Source organism: Rhodococcus sp. NPDC003318 (genome assembly GCF_042879035.1).
In the GTDB taxonomy this organism is placed as follows: Bacteria; Actinomycetota; Actinomycetes; order Mycobacteriales; family Mycobacteriaceae; genus Rhodococcus_G.
In genome coordinates this window covers 31,612-52,374 of sequence record NZ_JBIAOU010000016.1, presented here as the reverse complement: position 1 = coordinate 52,374, position 20,763 = coordinate 31,612, and the positions used below count along the sequence as shown (strand labels likewise).

At 69.4% G+C, this 20,763-nt stretch carries 19 protein-coding genes; 10 read left to right on the top strand and 9 right to left on the bottom strand.

Going from position 1 to position 20,763, the window contains the following annotated elements:
• Positions 1-33: 33 nt before the first annotated feature.
• Positions 34-546: a 2'-5' RNA ligase family protein gene (locus ACFYVR_RS21085; protein WP_387476768.1), complete on the bottom strand. Its 513-nt coding sequence runs from the start codon at positions 544-546 to the stop codon at positions 34-36.
• Here ACFYVR_RS21085 and ACFYVR_RS21080 point away from each other — a divergent pair.
• From ACFYVR_RS21080 to ACFYVR_RS21055, 6 genes are all read left to right on the top strand, one after another.
• On the top strand, positions 545-1,678 hold the full coding sequence (locus tag ACFYVR_RS21080; protein WP_387476766.1) for an isocitrate/isopropylmalate dehydrogenase family protein: 1,134 nt from the start codon (positions 545-547) through the stop codon (positions 1,676-1,678). The two genes, ACFYVR_RS21085 and ACFYVR_RS21080, sit on opposite strands and share 2 nt — an antisense overlap.
• 82 nt (positions 1,679-1,760) lie before the next feature.
• Positions 1,761-2,657, top strand: a complete 897-nt coding sequence (locus tag ACFYVR_RS21075; RefSeq protein ID WP_387476764.1) for an ABC transporter substrate-binding protein — start codon at positions 1,761-1,763, stop codon at positions 2,655-2,657.
• Positions 2,658-2,686: 29 nt separating this feature from the next.
• Complete coding sequence (locus ACFYVR_RS21070; RefSeq protein ID WP_387476762.1) at positions 2,687-3,649, top strand: amino acid ABC transporter permease; 963 nt, start codon at positions 2,687-2,689, stop codon at positions 3,647-3,649.
• 8 nt (positions 3,650-3,657) lie between these two features.
• Positions 3,658-4,410, top strand: a complete 753-nt coding sequence (locus ACFYVR_RS21065; protein WP_387476865.1) for an amino acid ABC transporter ATP-binding protein — start codon at positions 3,658-3,660, stop codon at positions 4,408-4,410.
• 59 nt (positions 4,411-4,469) lie between these two features.
• Complete coding sequence (locus tag ACFYVR_RS21060) at positions 4,470-5,366, top strand: SPFH domain-containing protein (protein ID WP_387476760.1); 897 nt, start codon at positions 4,470-4,472, stop codon at positions 5,364-5,366.
• A gap of 2 nt (positions 5,367-5,368) precedes the next feature.
• Positions 5,369-5,566: a hypothetical protein gene (locus ACFYVR_RS21055; RefSeq protein ID WP_387476758.1), complete on the top strand. Its 198-nt coding sequence runs from the start codon at positions 5,369-5,371 to the stop codon at positions 5,564-5,566.
• A 7-nt stretch (positions 5,567-5,573) separates the two neighbouring features.
• On the opposite strand, the gene ACFYVR_RS21050 is transcribed toward ACFYVR_RS21055, so the two are convergent.
• Positions 5,574-6,437 (bottom strand): class I SAM-dependent methyltransferase, encoded by an 864-nt coding sequence (locus ACFYVR_RS21050; RefSeq protein ID WP_387476756.1) that lies wholly within the window; start codon positions 6,435-6,437, stop codon positions 5,574-5,576.
• A gap of 189 nt (positions 6,438-6,626) precedes the next feature.
• Here ACFYVR_RS21050 and rpsA point away from each other — a divergent pair, with 189 nt between their 5' ends.
• Complete coding sequence (rpsA, locus tag ACFYVR_RS21045; protein WP_387476754.1) at positions 6,627-8,099, top strand: 30S ribosomal protein S1; 1,473 nt, start codon at positions 6,627-6,629, stop codon at positions 8,097-8,099.
• A 153-nt stretch (positions 8,100-8,252) separates the two neighbouring features.
• Here rpsA and ACFYVR_RS21040 read toward each other — a convergent pair whose 3' ends face one another.
• Positions 8,253-8,471 (bottom strand): hypothetical protein, encoded by a 219-nt coding sequence (locus tag ACFYVR_RS21040; protein WP_387476752.1) that lies wholly within the window; start codon positions 8,469-8,471, stop codon positions 8,253-8,255.
• 123 nt (positions 8,472-8,594) lie between these two features.
• Here ACFYVR_RS21040 and coaE point away from each other — a divergent pair, with 123 nt between their 5' ends.
• Complete coding sequence (gene coaE / locus ACFYVR_RS21035) at positions 8,595-9,809, top strand: dephospho-CoA kinase (protein ID WP_387476750.1); 1,215 nt, start codon at positions 8,595-8,597, stop codon at positions 9,807-9,809.
• A 6-nt stretch (positions 9,810-9,815) separates the two neighbouring features.
• On the opposite strand, the gene ACFYVR_RS21030 is transcribed toward coaE, so the two are convergent.
• Positions 9,816-10,319 (bottom strand): DUF402 domain-containing protein, encoded by a 504-nt coding sequence (locus ACFYVR_RS21030; protein ID WP_387476748.1) that lies wholly within the window; start codon positions 10,317-10,319, stop codon positions 9,816-9,818.
• 66 nt (positions 10,320-10,385) lie between these two features.
• Here ACFYVR_RS21030 and uvrB point away from each other — a divergent pair, with 66 nt between their 5' ends.
• Positions 10,386-12,542, top strand: coding sequence for an excinuclease ABC subunit UvrB (gene uvrB / locus ACFYVR_RS21025; protein WP_387476746.1), 2,157 nt, complete (start codon positions 10,386-10,388; stop codon positions 12,540-12,542).
• 39 nt (positions 12,543-12,581) lie between these two features.
• Here the strand turns inward: uvrB and ACFYVR_RS21020 are convergent, their stop codons facing one another.
• Both ACFYVR_RS21020 and ACFYVR_RS21015 read right to left on the bottom strand, forming a co-directional pair.
• On the bottom strand, positions 12,582-13,451 hold the full coding sequence (locus ACFYVR_RS21020) for an ABC transporter permease (RefSeq protein ID WP_387476744.1): 870 nt from the start codon (positions 13,449-13,451) through the stop codon (positions 12,582-12,584).
• On the bottom strand, positions 13,448-16,300 hold the full coding sequence (locus tag ACFYVR_RS21015) for an alpha/beta fold hydrolase (RefSeq protein ID WP_387476742.1): 2,853 nt from the start codon (positions 16,298-16,300) through the stop codon (positions 13,448-13,450). Before ACFYVR_RS21015 ends, ACFYVR_RS21020 begins: the two co-directional genes overlap by 4 nt.
• A gap of 180 nt (positions 16,301-16,480) precedes the next feature.
• Between ACFYVR_RS21015 and ACFYVR_RS21010 the strand changes: the two genes are divergently transcribed.
• On the top strand, positions 16,481-16,933 hold the full coding sequence (locus tag ACFYVR_RS21010) for a universal stress protein (protein ID WP_387476863.1): 453 nt from the start codon (positions 16,481-16,483) through the stop codon (positions 16,931-16,933).
• 44 nt (positions 16,934-16,977) lie between these two features.
• Here the strand turns inward: ACFYVR_RS21010 and ACFYVR_RS21005 are convergent, their stop codons facing one another.
• From ACFYVR_RS21005 to ACFYVR_RS20995, 3 genes are read right to left on the bottom strand one after another with little or no spacing between them, the layout of a single operon-like run.
• The gene (locus ACFYVR_RS21005; RefSeq protein ID WP_387476740.1) at positions 16,978-19,278 is read right to left on the bottom strand and encodes a HelD family protein; all 2,301 of its coding nucleotides are present in this window, start codon (positions 19,276-19,278) and stop codon (positions 16,978-16,980) included.
• A 46-nt stretch (positions 19,279-19,324) separates the two neighbouring features.
• A complete protein-coding gene (locus tag ACFYVR_RS21000; RefSeq protein ID WP_387476738.1) occupies positions 19,325-19,870 on the bottom strand; it encodes a pyridoxamine 5'-phosphate oxidase family protein in 546 nt (181 codons plus the stop codon).
• A 50-nt stretch (positions 19,871-19,920) separates the two neighbouring features.
• Entirely contained in the window at positions 19,921-20,610 is a 690-nt protein-coding gene (locus ACFYVR_RS20995; protein ID WP_387476736.1) for an MBL fold metallo-hydrolase, read from the bottom strand.
• Between the last annotated feature and the right edge of the window lie 153 nt (positions 20,611-20,763).

The window sequence follows — 20,763 nt, the reverse complement described above, 5'->3', positions numbered from 1 at the left end:
GCGCCGATTCTTCCCGGTGCCCCTGCTCACGCGTCACGCGATGCGCCATTCCCGCCGCGCATCGCCGTCCCAGCGCCGGATGCCCGCCGCCGCCCCGTGAGCCTGGGCCGGCGTGAGCAGGTTGACCGCCGGCCCGATCTCGTCGGGGAACACGCGCCGCGCCAGGGTGATGTGCGGGGTCCAGTCGCCCGGATGGATGTGCGCGGGGATACCCGGGCTGGTGTGCAGCACCCGAAAGATGCTCCGCTGCAAAGCCAGCAGACCCGCGGTGGGGATCACCAGATACGCCAGCGTCTTTCGGTGTCCGCCGAATATCACCACACCGCCGAGCGCCAGGTGCAGGTTCGGTGGCGTGAGCTGCTGCTGCAGCAGCAGGTCGGTTTCCGGGTCGATGTGCCGCGCGACGGCGAGGGTGATGTGCGGGCGGTTCGTCGACTTGCGGACCACGTCCTGGCTCGGCAGCGCCGCATCCGACAGGCGCCGCCACTCCCGGCGGATCGCGGTGTCGAGCTCGGTGTCGAGCAGCAGTTCCACGGACTGCACCATGCTGAGCAATGATGGTCGGGTGAACCCCCCTCACGCAATCGCTCACGGATCGGCCCACGTGCAGCCGCTGCGGCTCGGGCTGCTCGTCGGTGACGGTATCGGTCACGAGATCGTGCCCGCCACCCGGCGGATCGTCGACACCGCCGTCGCCGCAGCGGGTGCACCGGCGATCGAATGGGTCGAGCTGCCAGTCGGATCGGGCGCCATCGACAGCCATGGCACCCCGATCCCGGACGGCACTCTCGAGGCGCTCGCCGGGCTGGACGGCTGGGTGCTCGGGCCGCACGACAGTGCGGCGTATCCGGACCGGTTCCGCGGGCAACTGACGCCGGGCGGCGTGATCCGCAAGAAGTTCGACCTGTTCGCGAACATCCGTCCGGCGCGCGCCTTCGCGGGTGTCCGCGCCACCGTGCCCGACATGGACCTGGTGATCGTGCGGGAGAACACCGAGGGCTTCTACGCCGACCGCAACATGTACACGGGCGGCGGCGAATTCATGCCGACGCCGGACGTCGCGCTCGCCGTCGGCGTGTTCACTCGCCACGCCTGTGAACGGATCGCGCACACGGCGTGCGAGCTGGCGCAGCGCAGGCGCGGCCGACTGACCGTGGTGCACAAGGCGAACGTGCTCGGCCTGACCACCGGCCTGTTCCGGGACGTGTGCCTCGAGGTCGCCGAGCAGTACCACGGGGTGCGGGTGGACACCGAGCACGTCGACGCGATGGCCGCGCACCTCGTCCGGCGTGGCGGCGATTTCGACGTCGTGGTGACGGAGAACATGTTCGGCGACATCCTGTCCGACCTGGCGGGGGAGTTGTCGGGATCGCTCGGCACTGCGCCGTCGCTGAACGCGTCCGTCACCCAGGCGATGGCGCAGGCCGCGCACGGCGCCGCTCCCGACATCGCCGGGCGCAACCGGGCGAACCCGACCGCACTGATGCTGTCGGCAGCGATGCTGCTCGACTGGCTCGCGACCCACGGTCACGCCGACGTTCTCGGTCGGGCCGCGGACCGGATCAGGCGCGCGGTCGCCGACACCCTCGCCGCCGGGGTCGCGACCGCGGATCTCGGCGGGTTGGCCTCGACTGCCGAGTTCACCGAGACGGTGGGGGCCCGAATCCTGCGGCGGTGACCGGGCTGCCAGTACGCTGCAAAGGGTGCGGTCCTCGCCGGCTGGTGCGACGATGCCGGGGCGTCGATCACCGGGACGTCGAATGCCGAGGCGTCGAGTCCCGGGGCGCGCCCGGTGTTTCGGCGTGTTGGTCGCGGTCGCGGTGACCCTCACCGCCTGCGTGCACAACACCGAGGGCCTGGTGCCGCCGGACACCGTTCACGTCGACCGCGTCGACTCGATCGCGGCGCAGGTGCCGGCGCCGGTCGCACAGAACGGCCGACTGCGGATCGGCGTCAACGTCCCCTACGCGCCCAACGAGTTCAAGGACGAGAACGGCAACATCGTCGGCTTCGACGTCGACCTGATGAACGCCGTCGCCGCCGTGCTGGGGGTGCGGGCCGAGTTCATCCAGGCCGACTTCGACAAGATCATCCCGGCCGTCCAGGCCGGCACCTACGACCTCGGGATGTCGTCGTTCACCGACACCCTGGAGCGGCAGAAGTCGGTGGACTTCGTCGACTACTACCTCGCCGGCGTCCAGTGGGCGCAGCAGACCGGGGAGCCGGTCGACCCGAACAACGCGTGCGGGCTGCGGGTCGGCGTGCAGACGACGACCTACGAGGACATCGACGAGGTGCCCGCCAAGAGCGCGGACTGTGTCGCGGCAGGCAGACCGCCGATCGCGAAGATCAAGTACGACAGTCAGGACGACGTGTCGAACGCGTTGATCCTGGGCCGGGTCGACGCCATGTCGGCGGATTCCCCGGTGACCGCGTACGCGGTCAAGCGCAGCGACGGCCGGCTCGAGAATGCGGGGGAGCAGTTCGACTCGGCGCCCTACGGCTGGCCGGTGCCGAAGGGCTCGCCGCTCGCTCCGGTGCTCGTGCAGGCGCTGCAACACCTCATCGACTCCGGCGCCTACCAGCAGATCGCCGACAACTGGGGCGTCGGATCCGGGACCGTCACGACCGCGCAGATCAACGGCGCGACGAGCTGACCCGGGTCACGGCAGGAAGGCGGAGGGTCATGGCACAGGACACGGCACACGAACCCACGCCGGTGGACGAACCGGAACCGATCCGCGCGATACCGCTGCGCCATCCCGGCCGCTGGATCGCCGCCGTCGTGGTCGTCGCCGGGGTCGCGCTCTTCGTCTACGGCGCCGCCACCAACGACGCCTTCGCGTGGGACGTCTACGGCCAGTACCTGTTCGACGCCCGGATCACCGAAGGCGCGCTCCGGACGATCGCGCTGACCGTCATCGCGATGGTCATCGCCGTCGCACTCGGTGTGGTCCTCGCGGTGATGCGCCTGTCCCCGAATCCGGTGCTGCGCACGGCCGCCTGGGTCTACCTGTGGATCTTCCGTGGCACGCCGGTCTACGTGCAGTTGGTGTTCTGGGGTCTGTTCCCGTCGATCTACAAGTCCGTCGCCCTCGGAATCCCGTTCGGGCCGCAGTTCGCCCACTTCGACCTGCAGGACCTGCAGGCGGCCTTCCTGTTCGCGGTGATCGGACTCGGTCTCAACGAGGCGGCGTACATGGCCGAGATCGTCCGAGCCGGGGTCGGTTCCGTCGGCGAGGGGCAGACCGAGGCATCCACGGCGCTGGGCATGTCGTGGTCGCAGACGATGCGGCGCACCGTGCTGCCGCAGGCGATGCGGGTGATCATCCCGCCGACGGGCAACGAGTTGATCAGCATGCTCAAGACCACGTCGCTGGTCCTCGCGGTGCCGTACACCGGCGAACTGTACGGGCGGGCCCGGGACATCTCCGGCGCGAACTTCCAGCCGATCCCGCTGCTGCTCGTCGCCGCGACGTGGTATCTCGCGATCACCAGCGTCCTGATGGTCGGCCAGTTCTATTTCGAGCGGCACTACTCGAAGGGCCTGTCGAGGGTCCTCACCGCACGGCAACTGCAGGCATTGGCGGACGCCCAGAACAAGCCGGTGCCGCCGGTTGCGGCACCCGACGCAGGAGGTCCGATGTGACGACGCCGATGGTGAAGGCCGACCGCGTCTGCAAGAGCTTCGGTGCGCTCAAGGTGCTCCGGGGCGTCACCCTCGAGATCGACCGCGGTCAGGTGCTGTGCCTGGTCGGGCCGTCCGGGTCCGGCAAGTCGACGTTCCTGCGCTGCATCAACCACCTCGAACAGGTCAGCGGGGGCCGGCTGTACGTGGACGGCGAGTTGGTCGGCTACTCCGAACGCGGCGGGAAGCTCTACGAACTACACCCGCGCGCGGCGGCGAAGCAGCGCCGCGACATCGGGATGGTGTTCCAGCATTTCAACCTCTTCCCGCACCGCACCGCTCTCGGCAACGTGATGGAGGCGCCGACACTGGTGAAGAAGGTCCGGCGCAAGGACGCCGAGGCCCGGGCGATGGATCTGCTGGACCAGGTGGGGCTCGCGTCGAAGGCCGACGCGTACCCGGCGCAACTCTCAGGTGGGCAGCAGCAACGGGTCGCGATTGCCCGGGCGCTGGCGATGGACCCGAAGCTGATGCTCTTCGACGAGCCGACCTCCGCACTCGACCCCGAGCTGGTCGGTGAGGTGCTCGGCGTCATGAAGAACCTCGCGAAGGAAGGCATGACGATGGTCGTGGTGACGCACGAGATGGGCTTCGCCCGCGAGGTCGCCGACCAGCTGGTGTTCATGGACGGCGGCGTCGTCGTCGAGTCCGGCGAGCCCCGCGCACTGCTCGCCAACCCCCAGCACGAGCGCACCCAGGCCTTCCTCTCCAAGCTGCTCTGACTCCGAATCCCGACCCTTTGCTATCGTGGTGATATCACTTCGATAGCAAGGCGGGCGACATGGAGCGTAGGGCGTTTCGACTGAACGGGTTCGTGGTGCTACTCGCGCTGACGGTGGCGACACCGGCCGCCGCGGCGGTGGCGTTGGCCGGGATCCTGCTCGACACGACGCTGGCGGTGCGGATCGCCTGCTGGGTCGTTGCCGGGCTGGTGGCACTGGTGATCGTCGCGCTCGCAACGGGATTCACGATCGTCAATCCGAACGAGGCCCGGGTGGTCCAGTTCTTCGGGCGCTACTTCGGCACGGTGGCGGACGACGGTTTCAAATGGGTTGTCCCGCTGTCGGTCAAGCGTCGGGTCACCCTGCGTGTGCGCAACTTCGAGACGTCCAAGCTCAAGGTCAACGACGCCGTGGGCAATCCGGTCGAGATCGCGGCGGTCGTGGTCTACAAGGTCGTCGACAGCGGCAAGGCGATCTTCGCCGTCGACGACTACGAGGAGTACGTCGCGATCCAGTCGGAGGCCGCGGTGCGTCACCTGGCCACCACCCATCCGTACGACACCACCATCGTGCCGTCCGGCTCCGACGCCAGCGACGCCACCAGCCTGCGCGACGGCGCCCAGGTCGCCGCCGAGCTCACTGCCGAACTGCGGGAGCGGACGGACCTGGCGGGCGTCGACGTCGTCGAGGCGCGCATCACGCACCTCGCATACGCGCCGGAGATCGCGCAGGCCATGCTCGTCCGGCAGCAGGCCGCGCAGGTCGTCGCGGCGCGCGCCATGATCGTCGAGGGCGCCGTCGGCATGGTCGGGATGGCGCTGGATCGGCTCGCCGAGCAGGCCGTGGTCGAACTCGACGAGGAACGCCGCGCCGCGATGGTGTCCAACCTGCTGGTCGTGCTGTGCGGGGACAAGGCGACCCAGCCGATCGTGAACACCGGCAGCCTCTACGCCTGACCATGGCCGAGACGGGCGAGACGCCGGGGGGCAGGAAGAAGGTCGAACGCAAGAAGGTGCTGCTGCGGCTGGACCCGGCCGTCTACGACGCGATCGCCAAGTGGGCCGCGGACGACCTGCGCAGCGTCAACGCGCAACTCGAGTACGCGCTGCGGCGCGCGCTCGACGATGCGGGCCGGACGCCGCGACGATCGGAGTGACGCGGCGTCAGGCCGGCTTGTGGCAGACGAAGATCGCGGTTCCGGGGAAGAGCCGGCCGCGCAGCGGGCTCCACTGACCCCACTCCCGGTCCAGCCACTCCGGCCAGTCCGGCTCGACGATGTCGCGCAGCTCCAGTCCGGCGGCGACGATCTCGCGGACCCGGTCGCCGATCGTGCGGTGGTGCTCGACGTACGTCGCGACACCTCGGTCGTCGACCTCCACGTACGGCGTGCGGTCGAAGTAGGGGATCGTCGCCGTCAGCCCCGCCGGGCCCGGATCGTCGGGGAAGATCCACCGGACCGGGTGGTTCACCGAGAACACCCAGCGGCCGCCGGGCCGCAGTACCCGCTCGACCTCGCGCATCACCAACGCCGAGTCGGCGACGAACGGCACCGCACCGAACGCGGAACAGGCGATGTCGAAACTCGCGTCGGCGAACGGCAACGACTCCGCGCCCGCCTGCACGAGCGGTACCCGCGGTCCGCCGCGGTCCATCGCCGCCAGCCCCCGCTCGAGCATGCCGCGCGACAGATCGAGCCCGACGGCCCGCGCCCCCTGGCCGGCCAGCCAGCGAGCGCACGGCGCCGAACCGCAGCCGATCTCCAGCACGTCCCGGCCCGCGACGTCCCCGAGCAGGTGCACGTCACCCTCGTGCAGGCCCTCCGGGCACCACACGAACTCGCCGCCGACCGAGTCGACGCCCAGGAACTCGCCGTGCGTGCGGTGGTAGTCGACGGCGTCGGCGTCCCACCAGGCGCGGCTCGCCCGCTCGCTGTCTGCCGTCCCGAGCCGGGCACGGCTGAACCCGGTGGTGCCGAGGGCGGCGTTCGCCGCGGCGTGCCGCGCGGTGTCTTCTGGATGCTCACTCATGTCGTGAAGGACGGTAGCGCCCGTCGAACGCGGCACTTCCACCCGGGTTTGCCCAGCTTGCATGTGGTCGCGTACCCTGGTGCACGCGAGTGTCTGCCGTGCGGCACCCCTGGGGAGCCGTCGGTGTGCATTCGTGGTCCGACAGAACATCATCAACCGACTTCCTATCCCTCCGGAGCAATTCACCCAATGCCCTCCACCACCGTCACCTCGCCGCAGGTAGCCGTCAACGACATCGGCTCTGCCGAGGATTTCCTCGCCGCCATCGATGCCACGATCAAGTACTTCAACGATGGCGACATCGTCGAAGGCACCATCGTCAAGGTCGATCGCGACGAGGTGCTGCTCGACATCGGTTACAAGACCGAAGGCGTCATTCCGTCCCGCGAGCTCTCCATCAAGCACGACGTCGACCCCAACGAGGTCGTCTCCGTCGGCGATGAGGTCGAAGCCCTGGTCCTCACCAAGGAGGACAAGGAAGGCCGCCTGATCCTGTCGAAGAAGCGCGCTCAGTACGAGCGTGCCTGGGGCACCATCGAGGAGCTCAAGGAGAAGGACGAGGCCGTCAAGGGCACCGTCATCGAGGTCGTCAAGGGCGGCCTGATCCTCGACATCGGCCTGCGCGGCTTCCTGCCCGCGTCGCTCGTCGAGATGCGTCGCGTCCGCGACCTCCAGCCGTACGTCGGCAAGGAGATCGAGGCGAAGATCATCGAGCTCGACAAGAACCGCAACAACGTGGTCCTGTCGCGTCGCGCATGGCTCGAGCAGACCCAGTCCGAGGTCCGCAGCGAGTTCCTGCACCAGCTCCAGAAGGGCCAGGTCCGCAAGGGCGTCGTGTCCTCCATCGTCAACTTCGGCGCGTTCGTCGACCTCGGTGGTGTCGACGGTCTGGTGCACGTCTCCGAGCTGTCCTGGAAGCACATCGACCACCCGTCCGAGGTCGTCGAGGTCGGCAACGAGGTCACCGTCGAGGTTCTCGACGTCGACCTGGACCGCGAGCGCGTCTCCCTGTCGCTGAAGGCGACCCAGGAGGACCCGTGGCGTCAGTTCGCCCGCACCCACGCGATCGGTCAGATCGTGCCGGGCAAGGTCACCAAGCTGGTTCCGTTCGGCGCGTTCGTCCGCGTCGAGGAGGGCATCGAGGGCCTCGTCCACATCTCCGAGCTGGCCGAGCGCCACGTGGAGGTCCCGGACCAGGTTGTCGGCGTCGGCGACGACGCGCTCGTCAAGGTCATCGACATCGACCTGGAGCGTCGCCGCATCTCGCTGTCGCTCAAGCAGGCGAACGAGGACTACAACGCCGAGTTCGATCCGTCCAAGTACGGCATGGCCGACTCGTACGACGACCAGGGCAACTACATCTTCCCCGAGGGCTTCGACCCCGAGACCAACGAATGGCTCGAGGGCTTCGACAAGCAGCGTGAAGAGTGGGAGTCCCGGTACGCCGAGGCCGAGCGTCGCCACAAGATGCACACCGCTCAGATGGAGAAGATGGCTGCCGACGAGGCCGCAGAGGCTGCTGCCGGCGCGTCCGGCACCAACTACTCCTCCGAGTCGGGTGCCGCCGAGGGCGAGTCCGCCGGCTCCGCCGAGGCGAGCGGCTCCCTGGCGAGCGACGCTCAGCTCGCTGCTCTGCGTGAGAAGCTGTCCGGCAACGCCTGACACCTCCTCACCCGCGAGGGTGTGACGTGACGAAGGCCCCGGTCCACTGCGGACCGGGGCCTTCGTCGTCCGGGCCCGACAACGGAACACGGCACGACGACTGCGACCCCGCCCGAATCCGGGCGGGGTCGCAGTCGTGAAGGTGTGGTGGCGTCAGTTCGCGGTCGCGGCGCCCGCGGTCCACGCGCCCTGCATCTCCGCGGTCCGCTTGCGGATGGCTGCGAAGCTGTGCCGGGCGGGGCTGAGCATTTGGGTGAACCAGGTGCGGTGGTGTTCCTGCAGGGCGGCAGCGACCTCGGGAATCAGGATGCAGTGCACCCCGTCGACCATGCCAAGACGGTGCCGACCAGGCTGCGGTGAAGTACTGCTCATGGTGTTCCTTCGTGTCGGAGGGGATGGCCTGGCACGTCGCCCTCGAAGATAGCCGAGACGTGCGCAAACCCCGGTCATTTGGGGCGGATGTGTGTGGGCGTGTTTGATGACAGACTGGGGTGCGTGTTACGAATCGGCCTCACAGGAGGCATTGGAGCTGGAAAGTCCACCGTGTCACGGATCCTCGGCGATCTCGGGGCCGTCGTCGTGGACGCGGACCTGATCGCGCGCGAGGTCGTGGAGCCGGGCACCCCGGGACTCGCCGCGCTCGCGGCGGAGTTCGGCCCGGAGATACTGCAGCCCGACGGACGACTCGACCGACCCGCCCTGGCCGCCAAGGCGTTCGGGGACGAGGCGGCCCGCGGTCGACTCAACGGAATCCTACATCCCCTCATCGGCGCCCGGACCGCCGAGTTGGTCGACGCGGCTCCCTCGGATTCGGTCGTGCTGCAGGACATCCCGCTGCTCGTCGAGGGACGGATGGGTGCCGCGTTCAACCTCGTCGTCGTCGTGTACGTCGATGCCGAGGAGCGGGTGCGGCGCCTGGTCGAACTGCGGGGAATGCCGGAGGCCGATGCGCGAGCGCGGATCTCGTCACAGGCGAGCGACGACCAGCGTCGCGCCGCCGCTGACGTGTGGCTCGACAACAGCGGTCCGCAGGGCGCACTCGACTCGACGGTGAAAGCGCTGTGGGACCGACTGCGCCAGTATGCCGACAACGTCGCGAATTCCGTTGTGGTGCGGGCGGCTCCGGTGCTCGCGCCCGCCGATCCGGACTGGGCGGAGCAGGGCAGGCGTCTGGTGGAACGGGTGGCGTTCGTGTGCGGCGGGGACGCGGTGCGGGTCGACCACATCGGATCCACCGCGGTGCCGGGCCTCGACGCGAAGGACGTCATCGACATTCAGGTGACGGTGTCCGACCTCGCCGTGGCCGATGCGCTCGCCGACCGGCTCGCTCAGGCGGGGTTCCCACGCGTCCCCGACGTGACCGCGGACGACCCGAAACCGGCCTACGGTATCGGGGGAGAGGCTGATCCTTCCTTGTGGGACAAGCGTTTCCATGCCGGCGCGGACCCCGGTCGGCCCGCGAACATCCACGTTCGGGTCGACGGGTGGCCGGGTCAGCGGTTCGCGCTGGTGTTCCGGGACTGGCTGCGAGCCGACGCCGAAGCGCGTGACGAGTACCTGGAGATCAAGCGCGGCGCCGCGGCCGCGGCGGTCGGTGAGCCCGACGTCCGGGTCGCGACCGAACTGTACGTCGACGCGAAGACACCGTGGTTCGACGACGCCTACCACCGGGCGATGCGGTGGGCGGAGGACACCGGCCACACGGTGTGAGACGAGTCAGCGCCAGCTGACCGGCATACCCAGACCCGCGAGCCAGGCGTCGAGGTCGTGGCCGTGGGCGGCGATTCCGTCCACGGCGCGGGTGGCGACCGCGATCGCCCGCTCCGCGGTCGCGGCGTCGAGCAGTCCGGTGGTGTGTGCGGCGAGCAACTCGTCGACGTCGAGCAGTTCGGTGTCGCGGCCGGTCCGGACCACCAGGTCCAGGTAGTGGTCCACCGACCGCCACACCGTCCCGTCGCGGGTGAACTCGCCGATGTCGACGTACCTGTCCTGGTCGCGGGCGTGGTAGGGGTGGTAGTGGAAGATCGACGCCCGCAGACCCAGATCGGGTAGCAGCCACGACTCCAGGTAGTGGAAGTGCGGGTGGTCGGAGTGACGTGCCATGTACAGGCCCCACGGCTCGACCCGGTAGTGCTCGACCTCCCGGACGAATCCCTTGGGGTCGGTGTTGGTGCGGTCGGTCAGATCGAAGGTCTCGACCTTCGGGGCGTGAACGTGCATGGCGAAAACCTATCGCGTCGTGGCGGGTCGGCCGCGTTGTCGGACCCTGCGCCTACCCTGGGTGGCATGGCGTTTGCATCCGAGCATCCCGTGGTGGCGCACTCCGAGTTCCGGCCGGTCGGCGACATCGAGCGGTCGGACAGCCGGTTCGAGGTCGTCAGCGAGCACCGGCCGGCCGGCGACCAGCCGCAGGCGATCGCGGACCTGACCCGCCGCCTGTCCGAGGGTGAGAAGGATGTCGTGCTGCTCGGCGCCACCGGTACCGGCAAGTCCGCCACGACGGCGTGGCTGATCGAGCAGGTGCAGCGTCCGACGCTGGTGATGGCGCCGAACAAGACCCTCGCGGCGCAGCTCGCCAACGAGCTGCGGGAGATGCTGCCCAACAACGCAGTCGAGTACTTCGTCTCGTACTACGACTACTACCAGCCCGAGGCGTACATCGCGCAGACGGACACCTACATCGAGAAGGACTCCTCGATCAACGACGACGTGGAGCGGCTGCGGCACTCGGCGACGTCGAGCCTGCTGTCGCGGCGGGACGTCGTGGTGGTCGCATCGGTGTCGTGCATTTACGGTCTCGGTACTCCGCAGTCCTATCTGGACCGCTCGATCCAGCTGGACGTCGGCGTCGAGGTGCCGCGGGACGCCCTGCTGCGGCTGCTCGTCGACGTGCAGTACAACCGCAACGACGTGGCCTTCACCCGTGGCTCGTTCCGGGTGCGCGGCGACACCGTCGAGATCATCCCGTCCTACGAGGAACTCGCGGTCCGCATCGAGTTCTTCGGTGACGAGATCGAGGCGCTGTACTACCTGCACCCCCTGACCGGGGACGTGGTCCGGCGGGTCGACTCGCTGCGGATCTTCCCGGCGACCCACTACGTGGCGGGGCCGGAGCGGATGGAGCGCGCGGTCCGCGACATCGAGGCCGAGCTCGAGGAGCGCCTCGCCGACCTGGAGAACAAGGGCAAGCTGCTCGAGGCGCAGCGTCTGCGGATGCGCACCCAGTACGACCTCGAGATGATCAAACAGGTCGGGTTCTGCTCCGGGATCGAGAACTACTCGCGGCACATCGACGGCAGGCCCGCCGGTTCCGCGCCGGCGACGCTGATCGACTACTTCCCCGAGGACTTCCTGCTCGTCATCGACGAGTCGCACGTGACGGTGCCGCAGATCGGTGCGATGTACGAGGGCGACATGTCGCGCAAGCGCAATCTTGTCGACTACGGTTTCCGGCTGCCGTCCGCCACAGACAACCGGCCGCTGACGTGGGAGGAGTTCACGCAGCGGATCGGGCAGACAGTGTACCTGTCGGCGACGCCCGGGCCGTACGAGCTGGGCCAGGCCGGCGGCGAGTTCGTCGAGCAGGTCATCCGGCCCACCGGGCTCGTCGATCCGGAGGTCGTGGTCAAGCCCACGAAGGGGCAGATCGACGACCTGGTGCACGAGATCCGCGAGCGCACCGAGCGCGACGAACGGGTCCTGGTCACCACCCTGACCAAGAAGATGTCCGAGGACCTGACCGACTACCTCCTCGAGCTCGGTATCAGGGTGCGGTACCTGCACTCCGACATCGACACCCTGCGCCGCGTCGAGCTGCTGCGGCAATTGCGGCTCGGCGAGTACGACGTGCTGGTCGGCATCAACCTCCTCCGGGAGGGCCTCGACCTTCCCGAGGTGTCCCTGGTCGCGATTCTCGACGCCGACAAGGAGGGCTTCCTGCGCAGCACCACCAGCCTCATCCAGACGATCGGTCGCGCGGCCCGCAACGTGTCGGGTCAGGTGCACATGTACGCCGACAAGGTCACCGACTCGATGGCCCGCGCGATCGAGGAGACCGAGCGTCGTCGCGAGAAGCAGATCGCGTACAACCTGGAGATGGGTGTGGACCCGCAGCCGCTGCGCAAGAAGATCGCGGACATCCTCGACCAGGTGTACGAGGAGGCCGACGACACCGACGTCGCGGTCGGCGGTTCCGGCCGGAACGCCAGCCGCGGTCGGCGGGCGCAGGGCGAGGCCGGGCGCGCCGTCAGCGCCGGTGTCTACGAGGGCCGCGACGTGAAGTCGATGCCGCGGGCCGAGCTGGCCGACCTGGTCAAGGAGCTGACCGACCAGATGATGAACGCGGCGCGGGACCTGCAGTTCGAGCTGGCGGGACGGCTCCGCGACGAGATCGCGGACCTGAAGAAGGAGCTGCGCGGCATGGACGCGGCCGGGCTGAAGTAGGCCCGGCGGCATCGGTTCCGGTCAGCTGGTGACGTCCCCTCAGCTGGTGACGTCCTTGACGGCGAACCGTTGCCACGCGATCACCGCGAACACGGTGCCGTAGGCGAGCGCCGAGAACGAGCCGATCACGATGTCGTGCCAGTCGACGGTCGGGGCGAGCAGACGCGACCACGCGAACGAGAAGTGTCCGGGCAGGTAGTCCCGCCAGGAGCCGAGGGCGGTGATCTGGTCGAGGATCTGCACCAGGATCGACACCATCACCGCTCCGCCGACCGCGCCGAGCGGTGCGTCGGTGAGCACCGACAGCAGCAGCGCCAGACCGGCGACCCAGGTCAGGTTCACCGCGATGTACAGCAGCGCGAGCGCGAGGCGACCGACCGCCTTCCCGTACCCGAGGGAATCACCGAACGGGGTGACCAGGGGTCCGGCGCCGTAGACGGCGGTGCCGATCGCCAACGCCACCGCGAACAGCAGCATCAGCGCACCCACCGACAGCAATGCGGAGACGATCGCCTTCTGCTGCAGCAACCGGCTCCGGGGAATGGGTACGGCCAGCAGGTAGCGCAGGGACGACCAGGACGCCTCGCTCGCCACGGCGTCGCCGAAGAACAGTGCGACCACCACGATCAGCAGGAACCCGACCGACATCAGCAGGGTGAACACGGTGAAGTTCACCCCGCCGCTGGTGGCGAGGTCGATCAGATTCGTTGTGCCGGATGAGGTTTCGGTTCCTCCGATCGTGAACGCCAGCACCAGGATCGCGGGCAGCGCGGCGAGGAACCCCAGGGCGAGGTGGGTGCGGCGACGTTTGCTCTGGCGGACCAGCTCCGTCCGCAGCGGGAGTGTGTGCCGTGCGCGGTAGCCGGGAGCGCGCCCGTCGGCGGGGATGGTCGATTCGTCCGCGGTCACGGCGCCTCCTGTCGGTGCGGCTTGTCGCGGTGGTCGGTGGGGTTCGGCTTGTCGCGGTGGTCGGATGTGTGGACCAATCGCAGGAAGACGTCCTCGAGTCGGGTGATCTGTGCGACGCGCCGCACTGCGATGCCTGCGCCCACCAGTGTGCGAACGAGGTCTGCGGGATCACCGGCGCCGAGGTCCACGCGCAGTCGTTCGTCGTCGATCCGGTGCACGTCGCAGGGCAGGTCTGCGATCGCGTCCGCGGCGGCGTCCGCGTCGTCGACCCGCAGTTCGGTGGCGCCCTGTGCCGAGGTGAACTCCTCGACGCTGCCCGCGGCGATCACCTGGCCGTGGTTCATCACCACCACGTCGGTGCAGGTCTGCTCGACTTCAGCGAGTAGGTGACTCGACACCAGGACGGTGCGGCCGGTGCGGGCGTAGTTCACCAGGACGTCCCGCATCGTCCGGATCTGCGGTGGGTCGAGTCCGTTGGTGGGTTCGTCGAGCACCATCAGGTCGGGCAGGCCGAGCATCGCCTGGGCGAGCGCGAGGCGCTGCCGCATGCCCTGACTGTAGGACCGGACCTTGCGGTGCACGGCGTCGCCGAGGTCGGCGATCGCGAGTGCTTCGTCCATCCGCGCTTCCTCGGTGGGGCGGCCGGTGGCCTCCCAGTACAGGCGGAGGTTGTCGATTCCGCTCAGGTGCGGCAGCAGTCCGGATCCTTCGACGAAGGAGCCGAGTCGGGAGAGTACCGGGGCGCCCGGCGTCACCCGGTGTCCGAAGACCCGGATCTCGCCGTCGGTGGGGGTGATCAGCCCCATCAGCATCCGCAGCGTGGTGGTCTTGCCTGCCCCGTTGGGGCCGAGGAGTCCGAGGACCTGGCCGCGTCGGACGGTGAAGTCGACGCCGTCGACGGCACGGAAGCCGTTGGCGTAGGTTTTGCGGAGGCCGGTCACGACGAGTGGGACGTCGATCAGGTCCGGGTCGACCTCGGCGACGGCGCGCCGACGCGAGCGCACGGTGGAGACGGTCACGAGTGCGGCCACTCCGGCCAGGATCACGCCGATTCCGATCAGTGGCGCCAGCGGCAGGGCCCGACTGGCCGTGGTCGCGGTGACACTCGGCACCGACAGTGCGGTGTCGGTGAGCGCCACGGTGAACCGAGCGGGGGACAGCGGTGTGGCGTACGCCTGGTCGGTGGTGGTGACGGCCAGTTCGATGTGGTGGCCCTCGGGCACCTGGTACGAGATGGCGGGAAGCGTCACGGTCACCGCAACGGGTTGCCCGGCGGGTACGTCGGGTAGCCGGACGGCGGAGACGGCGCCGCCCGGCAGGACGTGCCTGCCGTCCGGGCCGACGTCGAACAGTTTGGCGAACAGCACCGTCTCGTCGGGCTCCGCGGTCGCGGTGACCGTCAGCGACACGGTGGAGGTGCCGGTGACGATCAGCGGCCGGCTCAGGGGATCGGTCGCGAAGCGTGCCGTCTGTCCCGGCGGGTCCGTGGCCGCCGCGAGGGCCGGGTCGACTGCACCGAGCAGGCTGCCGGCGCTGCCGAGTCCGGGGACCGACGACAGCGCGGCCGGTGACGCCCCGGGGGGACGGTCGACGGTCTGCGGCGGTCCGGAGAGGTCGAGCCGTTCCCGGGGCGTCGGTGCCGACGACGCGGTCAGGCCGGGGTAGCGGGGCGACGTCATCCGCCGTGAGGACGGGGGATTCTGGTCGGTCTGCGTTCCGGGCAGGGTGAAGACGAAGGGCAGTTCGTCGGTCGGTTCCGACGCGGTGTCGTCGGTGTCCCGGAGTCGATCGGACAGGAATCGCGCCACCGCGTTGCGGCTGCCGGCGGAGTCGCCGCCGCCGTCGTGCCCTCCGGGGAACCAGCGCACCTGAACCGGGGTTCCGGTGGCGGCGATCTGCCGGGCTGTCGCGTCGGCCTGGTCGAGACCGAAGAGGGTGTCCTGTTGGCCCTGGACCAGGAGGGTGGGCGCGGTGATGCGATCCGCGACCGCCGCCGGTGAGTGCGAGCGCAGCAGCGCCAACAGCTCGGGGGTGGGGATGCCGGTTTCCGCTGCCGCGGTGTAGCCGAGGCAGATCGACGGCGCGAACCGGCCGCACGGGTTCGGTGCGCTCGGTGCGTCTGCTGCTGTGTCCGCCGGGCCGGTGACACCCGCGCCGAAGAACACGCCCGCCCAGCCGCGTTTGAGGACGCCCGGGCCGCCGTACTCGGCGGCCGCCGGGGTCGTGGGCGCCGGAGTGGTGGGTGTGGTGGTGTCGACGGGCCTGCCGTAGTTCGGGAAGAGTGCCTGTCCCAGGTCGTTCCAGGTGATCGCCGCCGCGACCGCGTCGATGCGCGGGTCGGTGCCCGCGAGCATCAGCGCCAGCGCGCCGCCGTAGGAGGCGCCGGTCACTCCGATCCTCGGATCGCCCGGGCCGTCCGGGTGGACTTCCGGTCGGGCCGCGAGCCAGTCGACCAGTACGCGGGCGTCGGCGACCTCCCGATCGGGGTCGTTGAGGGAGATCGACCCGGTGCTCGCGCCGAATCCGCGGGCACTGTAGGTGAGGACGACGAAGCCGTCCGCGGCGAGGTCGGTGGCCTGGGCTGCGAGCGAGTCCTTGGATCCGCCGAATCCGTGGGCGAGCAGGACCGCCGGCGCCGGGGTTCGCTCCGGAAGGTACAGCCGGGCGTCGAGGCGCACGGAATCGAGAGCGCCGGGAGAATCCGGTGCGGTGATCGTCACGTCCTGCGCCGAGACGTCGGGTGCTCGGTCGGACACCCCGACCAGGGCCGTGACCGCGACGGCCAGCGCGATCAACGCCGTGACCAGCGCGGCGAGGACTCGAGGCCGGCGCGGGCGGGGGAGGGACATGAGATCCAATCAAACCAGACACGGTGCCTGTGGCTCCCGACGCAATTCCCACGCGGAGAGCGGCGATCCGACTAGGGTTCTTCCGAGCGGCCGGGTGTCCGATGCGGTGAGGTGTCGGTGAGCGGCCCCGACCACAGCCACCACCGTGGTGGTGGCGCGATCGAGATACCGGAGGACCGAATGACTGCCTACCGCACCATCGTTGTGGGGACCGATGGCTCGGATTCGTCGTTGAAGGCCGTGGACAAGGCCGCGTCGCTCGCCGCGGACGCCGGCGCGAAGCTCGTCATCGCCTGCGCGTACCACCCCGCGGACCCGAAGGACATCGAGGCGGCACAGGACACGCTGCGCGAGGACGCCTACCAGGTCACCGGTTCCGCCCCCACCTACGAGATCCTGCGGACCGCACGGGAGCGTGCGCAGCAGGCGGGGGCGACCGCGGTCGTCGAACGTGCCGTCGTGGGTGCGCCGGTCGACTCGCTGCTCGCGCTGGTCGACGAACTCGACGCGGACCTGCTCGTCGTCGGCAACCGGGGCCTGAACACCCTGACGGGGCGCCTGCTCGGCTCGGTGCCGTCGGATGCCGCCCGCAAGTCCACGTGCGACGTGCTGATCGTCCACACCGTCCGCTGACCTCGACCGCTCGCGTGCGTCGGATCGACGCACGCGAGCGACTTCTACTGCACGACAGTCAGTTTCGACAACGATTCCGGCAAGGGCCGGGCGTGCACGACGCCGAGACGCTGGGTGGCGCGGGTGAGCGCGACGTAGAGGTCGTTCATGCCGCGCGGCGACGTCTTCACGATGCGCTCGGGCTCGACGATGATCACCACGTCGAATTCGAGGCCCTTGGCCTCGCGCACCGACAGCACGCTCACCGAGTCGCCGTGCAGGTCCTTGAACTCCTCGACATCGGCCTCGCTCGTGAGGACGGCCACCAGCCCGGGCCCGGTCTCCGCGGCGACGCGCCGGCGGACCTCGGCGGCCACCTCGTCGTCGCCGACCCGGTGTGCCCACGGCTGATGCCCGGAATCACGGACGGAGCGCGGCACCGACTGCGACGGATCCAGTTCCCCGAGCACGTCCTGGGCGACGGCCATGATCTCCGACGGGGTGCGGTAGTTGACCGTCAGCTCGGTCAGTTTCCAGCGGTTCGCGACGTACGGCTCGAGCGCCGTCTGCCACGACGAGCTGCCTGCCGGGTCGCCGGTCTGGGCGGTGTCACCGACCAGGGTCATCCACCGATTCGGGATGCGCCGCATCAACATTCGCCATGCCATCGCGGACAGCTCCTGCGCCTCGTCGACGATGACGTGGCCGAACGTCCAGGTCCGGTCGGCGGCCGCGCGTTCCGCTGCGGTCAACTGCTGGCGCATGTCCTGACGTTGCGCGAGGGTGCTGGCGTCGATCAGGTCGTAGGCCATCAGGATCTCGGGGTCGAGGTCGTCCTCGAGGTCCTGGGGTGCCGAGCCGGTCAGGATGTCCAGTGCGCCCTGCGCGTCGGCGATCTGCGCCCGCCACTGTCGCGCCGCCCGCTCCCGTTCGGCGGCGTCGTCGAAGCCGAGCAGCTCCGCGAGTTCGTCGAGCAGGGGAGCGTCCGCGGCGCTGAAACCGGTGTGCCGCGCGCGGTACAGCAGTGACCGCTGCTCCGCGGTGAGTCCGCTCGCCGCGGAGTCCAGCCGTTCGGTGGACTGCAGCAGGTCGTTGAGCACCTGCTGCGGTGTCAGCCGCGGCCACAGCTCGTCGATCGCCGCCATCAGTTCGACGTCCTGTCGCATCTCGTCGCGGATGTCGGCGACGTCGTCGCGGCTGAGCAGGTTCGCGCCACCGAGCACGTTGGCGCCGAGGTTCGCCGCGAACTGGTCGGCGAGTGCCTCGATCACCGACGAGACGAAGATCGGGCGGGCCAGGTTGTGCGGCCGGCGGGACGAGCGAGCGCGGCCGCGGGCCCGCGTGGCGATCTTGCGGTCGAGGGTGACGGTGTACGTGTCGAACGGAAGGGTCACCGGGCTCCGGGGTACGAGCTGGCGGTCGCGGACGGCCTGTTTGAGCACCGAGACCATTTCCAGCGAGCCCTTGACCTCACCCGTCTCCAGTGAATCATGTTGTGTGGCAATGACTCCCGGATACAGATCGCCGATCGTGGAGAGCAGCACCCCGGTTTCGCCGAGCGAGGGCAGGACCTGGCCGATGTAGTCGAGGAACGTGGCGTTCGGTCCGATGATCAGCACGCCCGCCTTCGCCAGCTGCTGGCGGTACGTGTAGAGCAGGTAGGCCGCCCGGTGCAGCGCGACCGCCGTCTTGCCGGTACCCGGCCCACCCTGCACCACCATCACCGACTTGTGCGTCGACCGGATGATCGCGTCCTGCTCGGACTGGATGGTCTCGACGATGTCGGTCATCTGCCCGGTGCGAGCCGCGTTCAACGCGGTCAGCAGGGCGCTCTCACCCGCGACACCACCGTCGTCGGTGACCACGCCGGCGTGCTGAGCCGCCGCGAGGTCGAGGTACTCGTCACCGATGCCGGTGACGGTGCGGCTGCGTGTGCGGATGTGCCTGCGTCGCGTCACGCCCTCGGGTGACGCGGTGGTGGCGAGGTAGAAGGGCCGGGCCAACGGCGCGCGCCAGTCCAACAGCAGGGTCTCGAAGTCGTTGTCCTCGTCGAGGATGCCCACCCGCCCGATGTACCGGTGCGCGTCGCCGTCCGTGCCGTCGCCGCCCGTGCCGTCGGTGTCCAGGTCGATCCGGCCGAAACAGAGCCCGTTCTCCGCCGCGTCGTACTTCGCGATGTCCTCCGTGTACATCTGCGTGAACGACTCGCGTTCGCTGCGGGCCTGTGGCGTCCCTCCGGTTTGCAACAGCACTGTGGCGAGTCGGTTCTTCGCGTACTCGCGCAGACCGTCCAGTCGCCCGTACAGCATGGTGACGTACTGCTGTTCGTGCTCGCGGTCGATGTGGGCGGCTGCCTCGTCGGGCAAGTGGTCTCCTCGGGCGAATCGTCAGGGCAAAAAGCGCCCAGTGAGTCTAGTCGCCCGGGCTCCGGTCCGCAGAAGCGCCGGGCCGTCCGGCGTCGAAGCGCCAGCGTGTCTGGCTGAACGGGTCGCGGCCGAAGCCGAAGGCGGTCGCCGGGGCCACCCGGTACACCACCGCCGGGCCGCCGCCGCCTCGGAATCCCTCCGCGGTGACGTGGAATCGCCACTGCTCGCCGTACTTCCACACGTACGCGTCCGACACCCGGTACAGGGTGGCCGTGTCGCGAACCACCTCGGCGGTGCCCTCGAGGACCACGTCGAACCCCTCGGCGTAGGAGTTCGACCCGGTCGTCACCGCGACGGCCCTGTCGGTCACGAGGTTGCGTGCTTTCCGCTCCCCGACACCGGTGCAGAAGAACAGCGCCCCGTCCATCCAGACCCCGATCAGCGGCGTCACGTGCGGACGCCCGTCGCTGCGCACCGTCGTCAACCAGTAGATGCCGGCGTCGACCACCAGTTGCAGCGCCCACTCCCAGCTCACCGCGACCGCGCCGGGTGCACTGTAGCGGTGGTCCAGGTCGGTGATCGGTTCGGTCATCACGTGTCCCTCTCACTCGGCGGGGCCACGGTGGGACGTGGTGCGTCAGCTCACCAGCCGCGCTCCTGCCAGTCGGCGAGGAACGGGCGTTCGGCGCCGAGGGTGGTGTCCTTGCCGTGGCCGGGGTAGACGACGGTGTCGTCGGGGAACCGTTCGAACAGCTTCGTGGTGACGTCGTGGTAGAGCGTGTCGAACTTCTGCGCGTCCGCGGTCTTGCCGACACCGCCGGGGAACAGCGAGTCGCCGGTGAACAGGTGGACCTGGCCCGACGCCGGATCGGTGAGGGCCAATGCGATCGACCCGTCGGTGTGACCGGACAGGTGGATCACCTCGAGTGCGAGCCGGCCCACCTCGACGAGGTCGCCGTCGGTGACCGTGCGGGCCGGGGGCACCGGGAGCGCGGGCGCGTCCAGCGGATGGGCGATCGTCGGTGCACCGGTGGCGGCCGCGACGTCGGCGAGCGCGAGCCAGTGGTCGCGATGCTGGTGGGTGGTGACGATCGAACCCAGGTGGGGGGCCGCGGTCGCGAGCAGCAGGCCGAGCCGGTCCGCTTCGTTCGCGGCGTCGATCAGCAGCGACTCCCCGGTGCCGGTGTCGACCACCAGGTAGGCGTTGTTGTCCATCGGGCCCACCGAGATCTTCGTGATCGTGGCGTCCGCGATGGTGCGGCGCTGCGGGTCGGCGCCCTGCGCCAGTACTCCGGTGTAGTGATCGTCGATTCGCATCTGCTGCGCGTCCATGAGGGGAGGCTACCGTCGGATCGGGGTCGATGGCGGATCGGTTGCCCGCGTCGTGTCCAAATGGACGCCGGCGGAGGTGCGGCGGTCGTGTGGACCCGAAGCCCTGTCACACCGTCGGCCTACCATGTGGGCGACCGAGAAGTTGGCGACCGA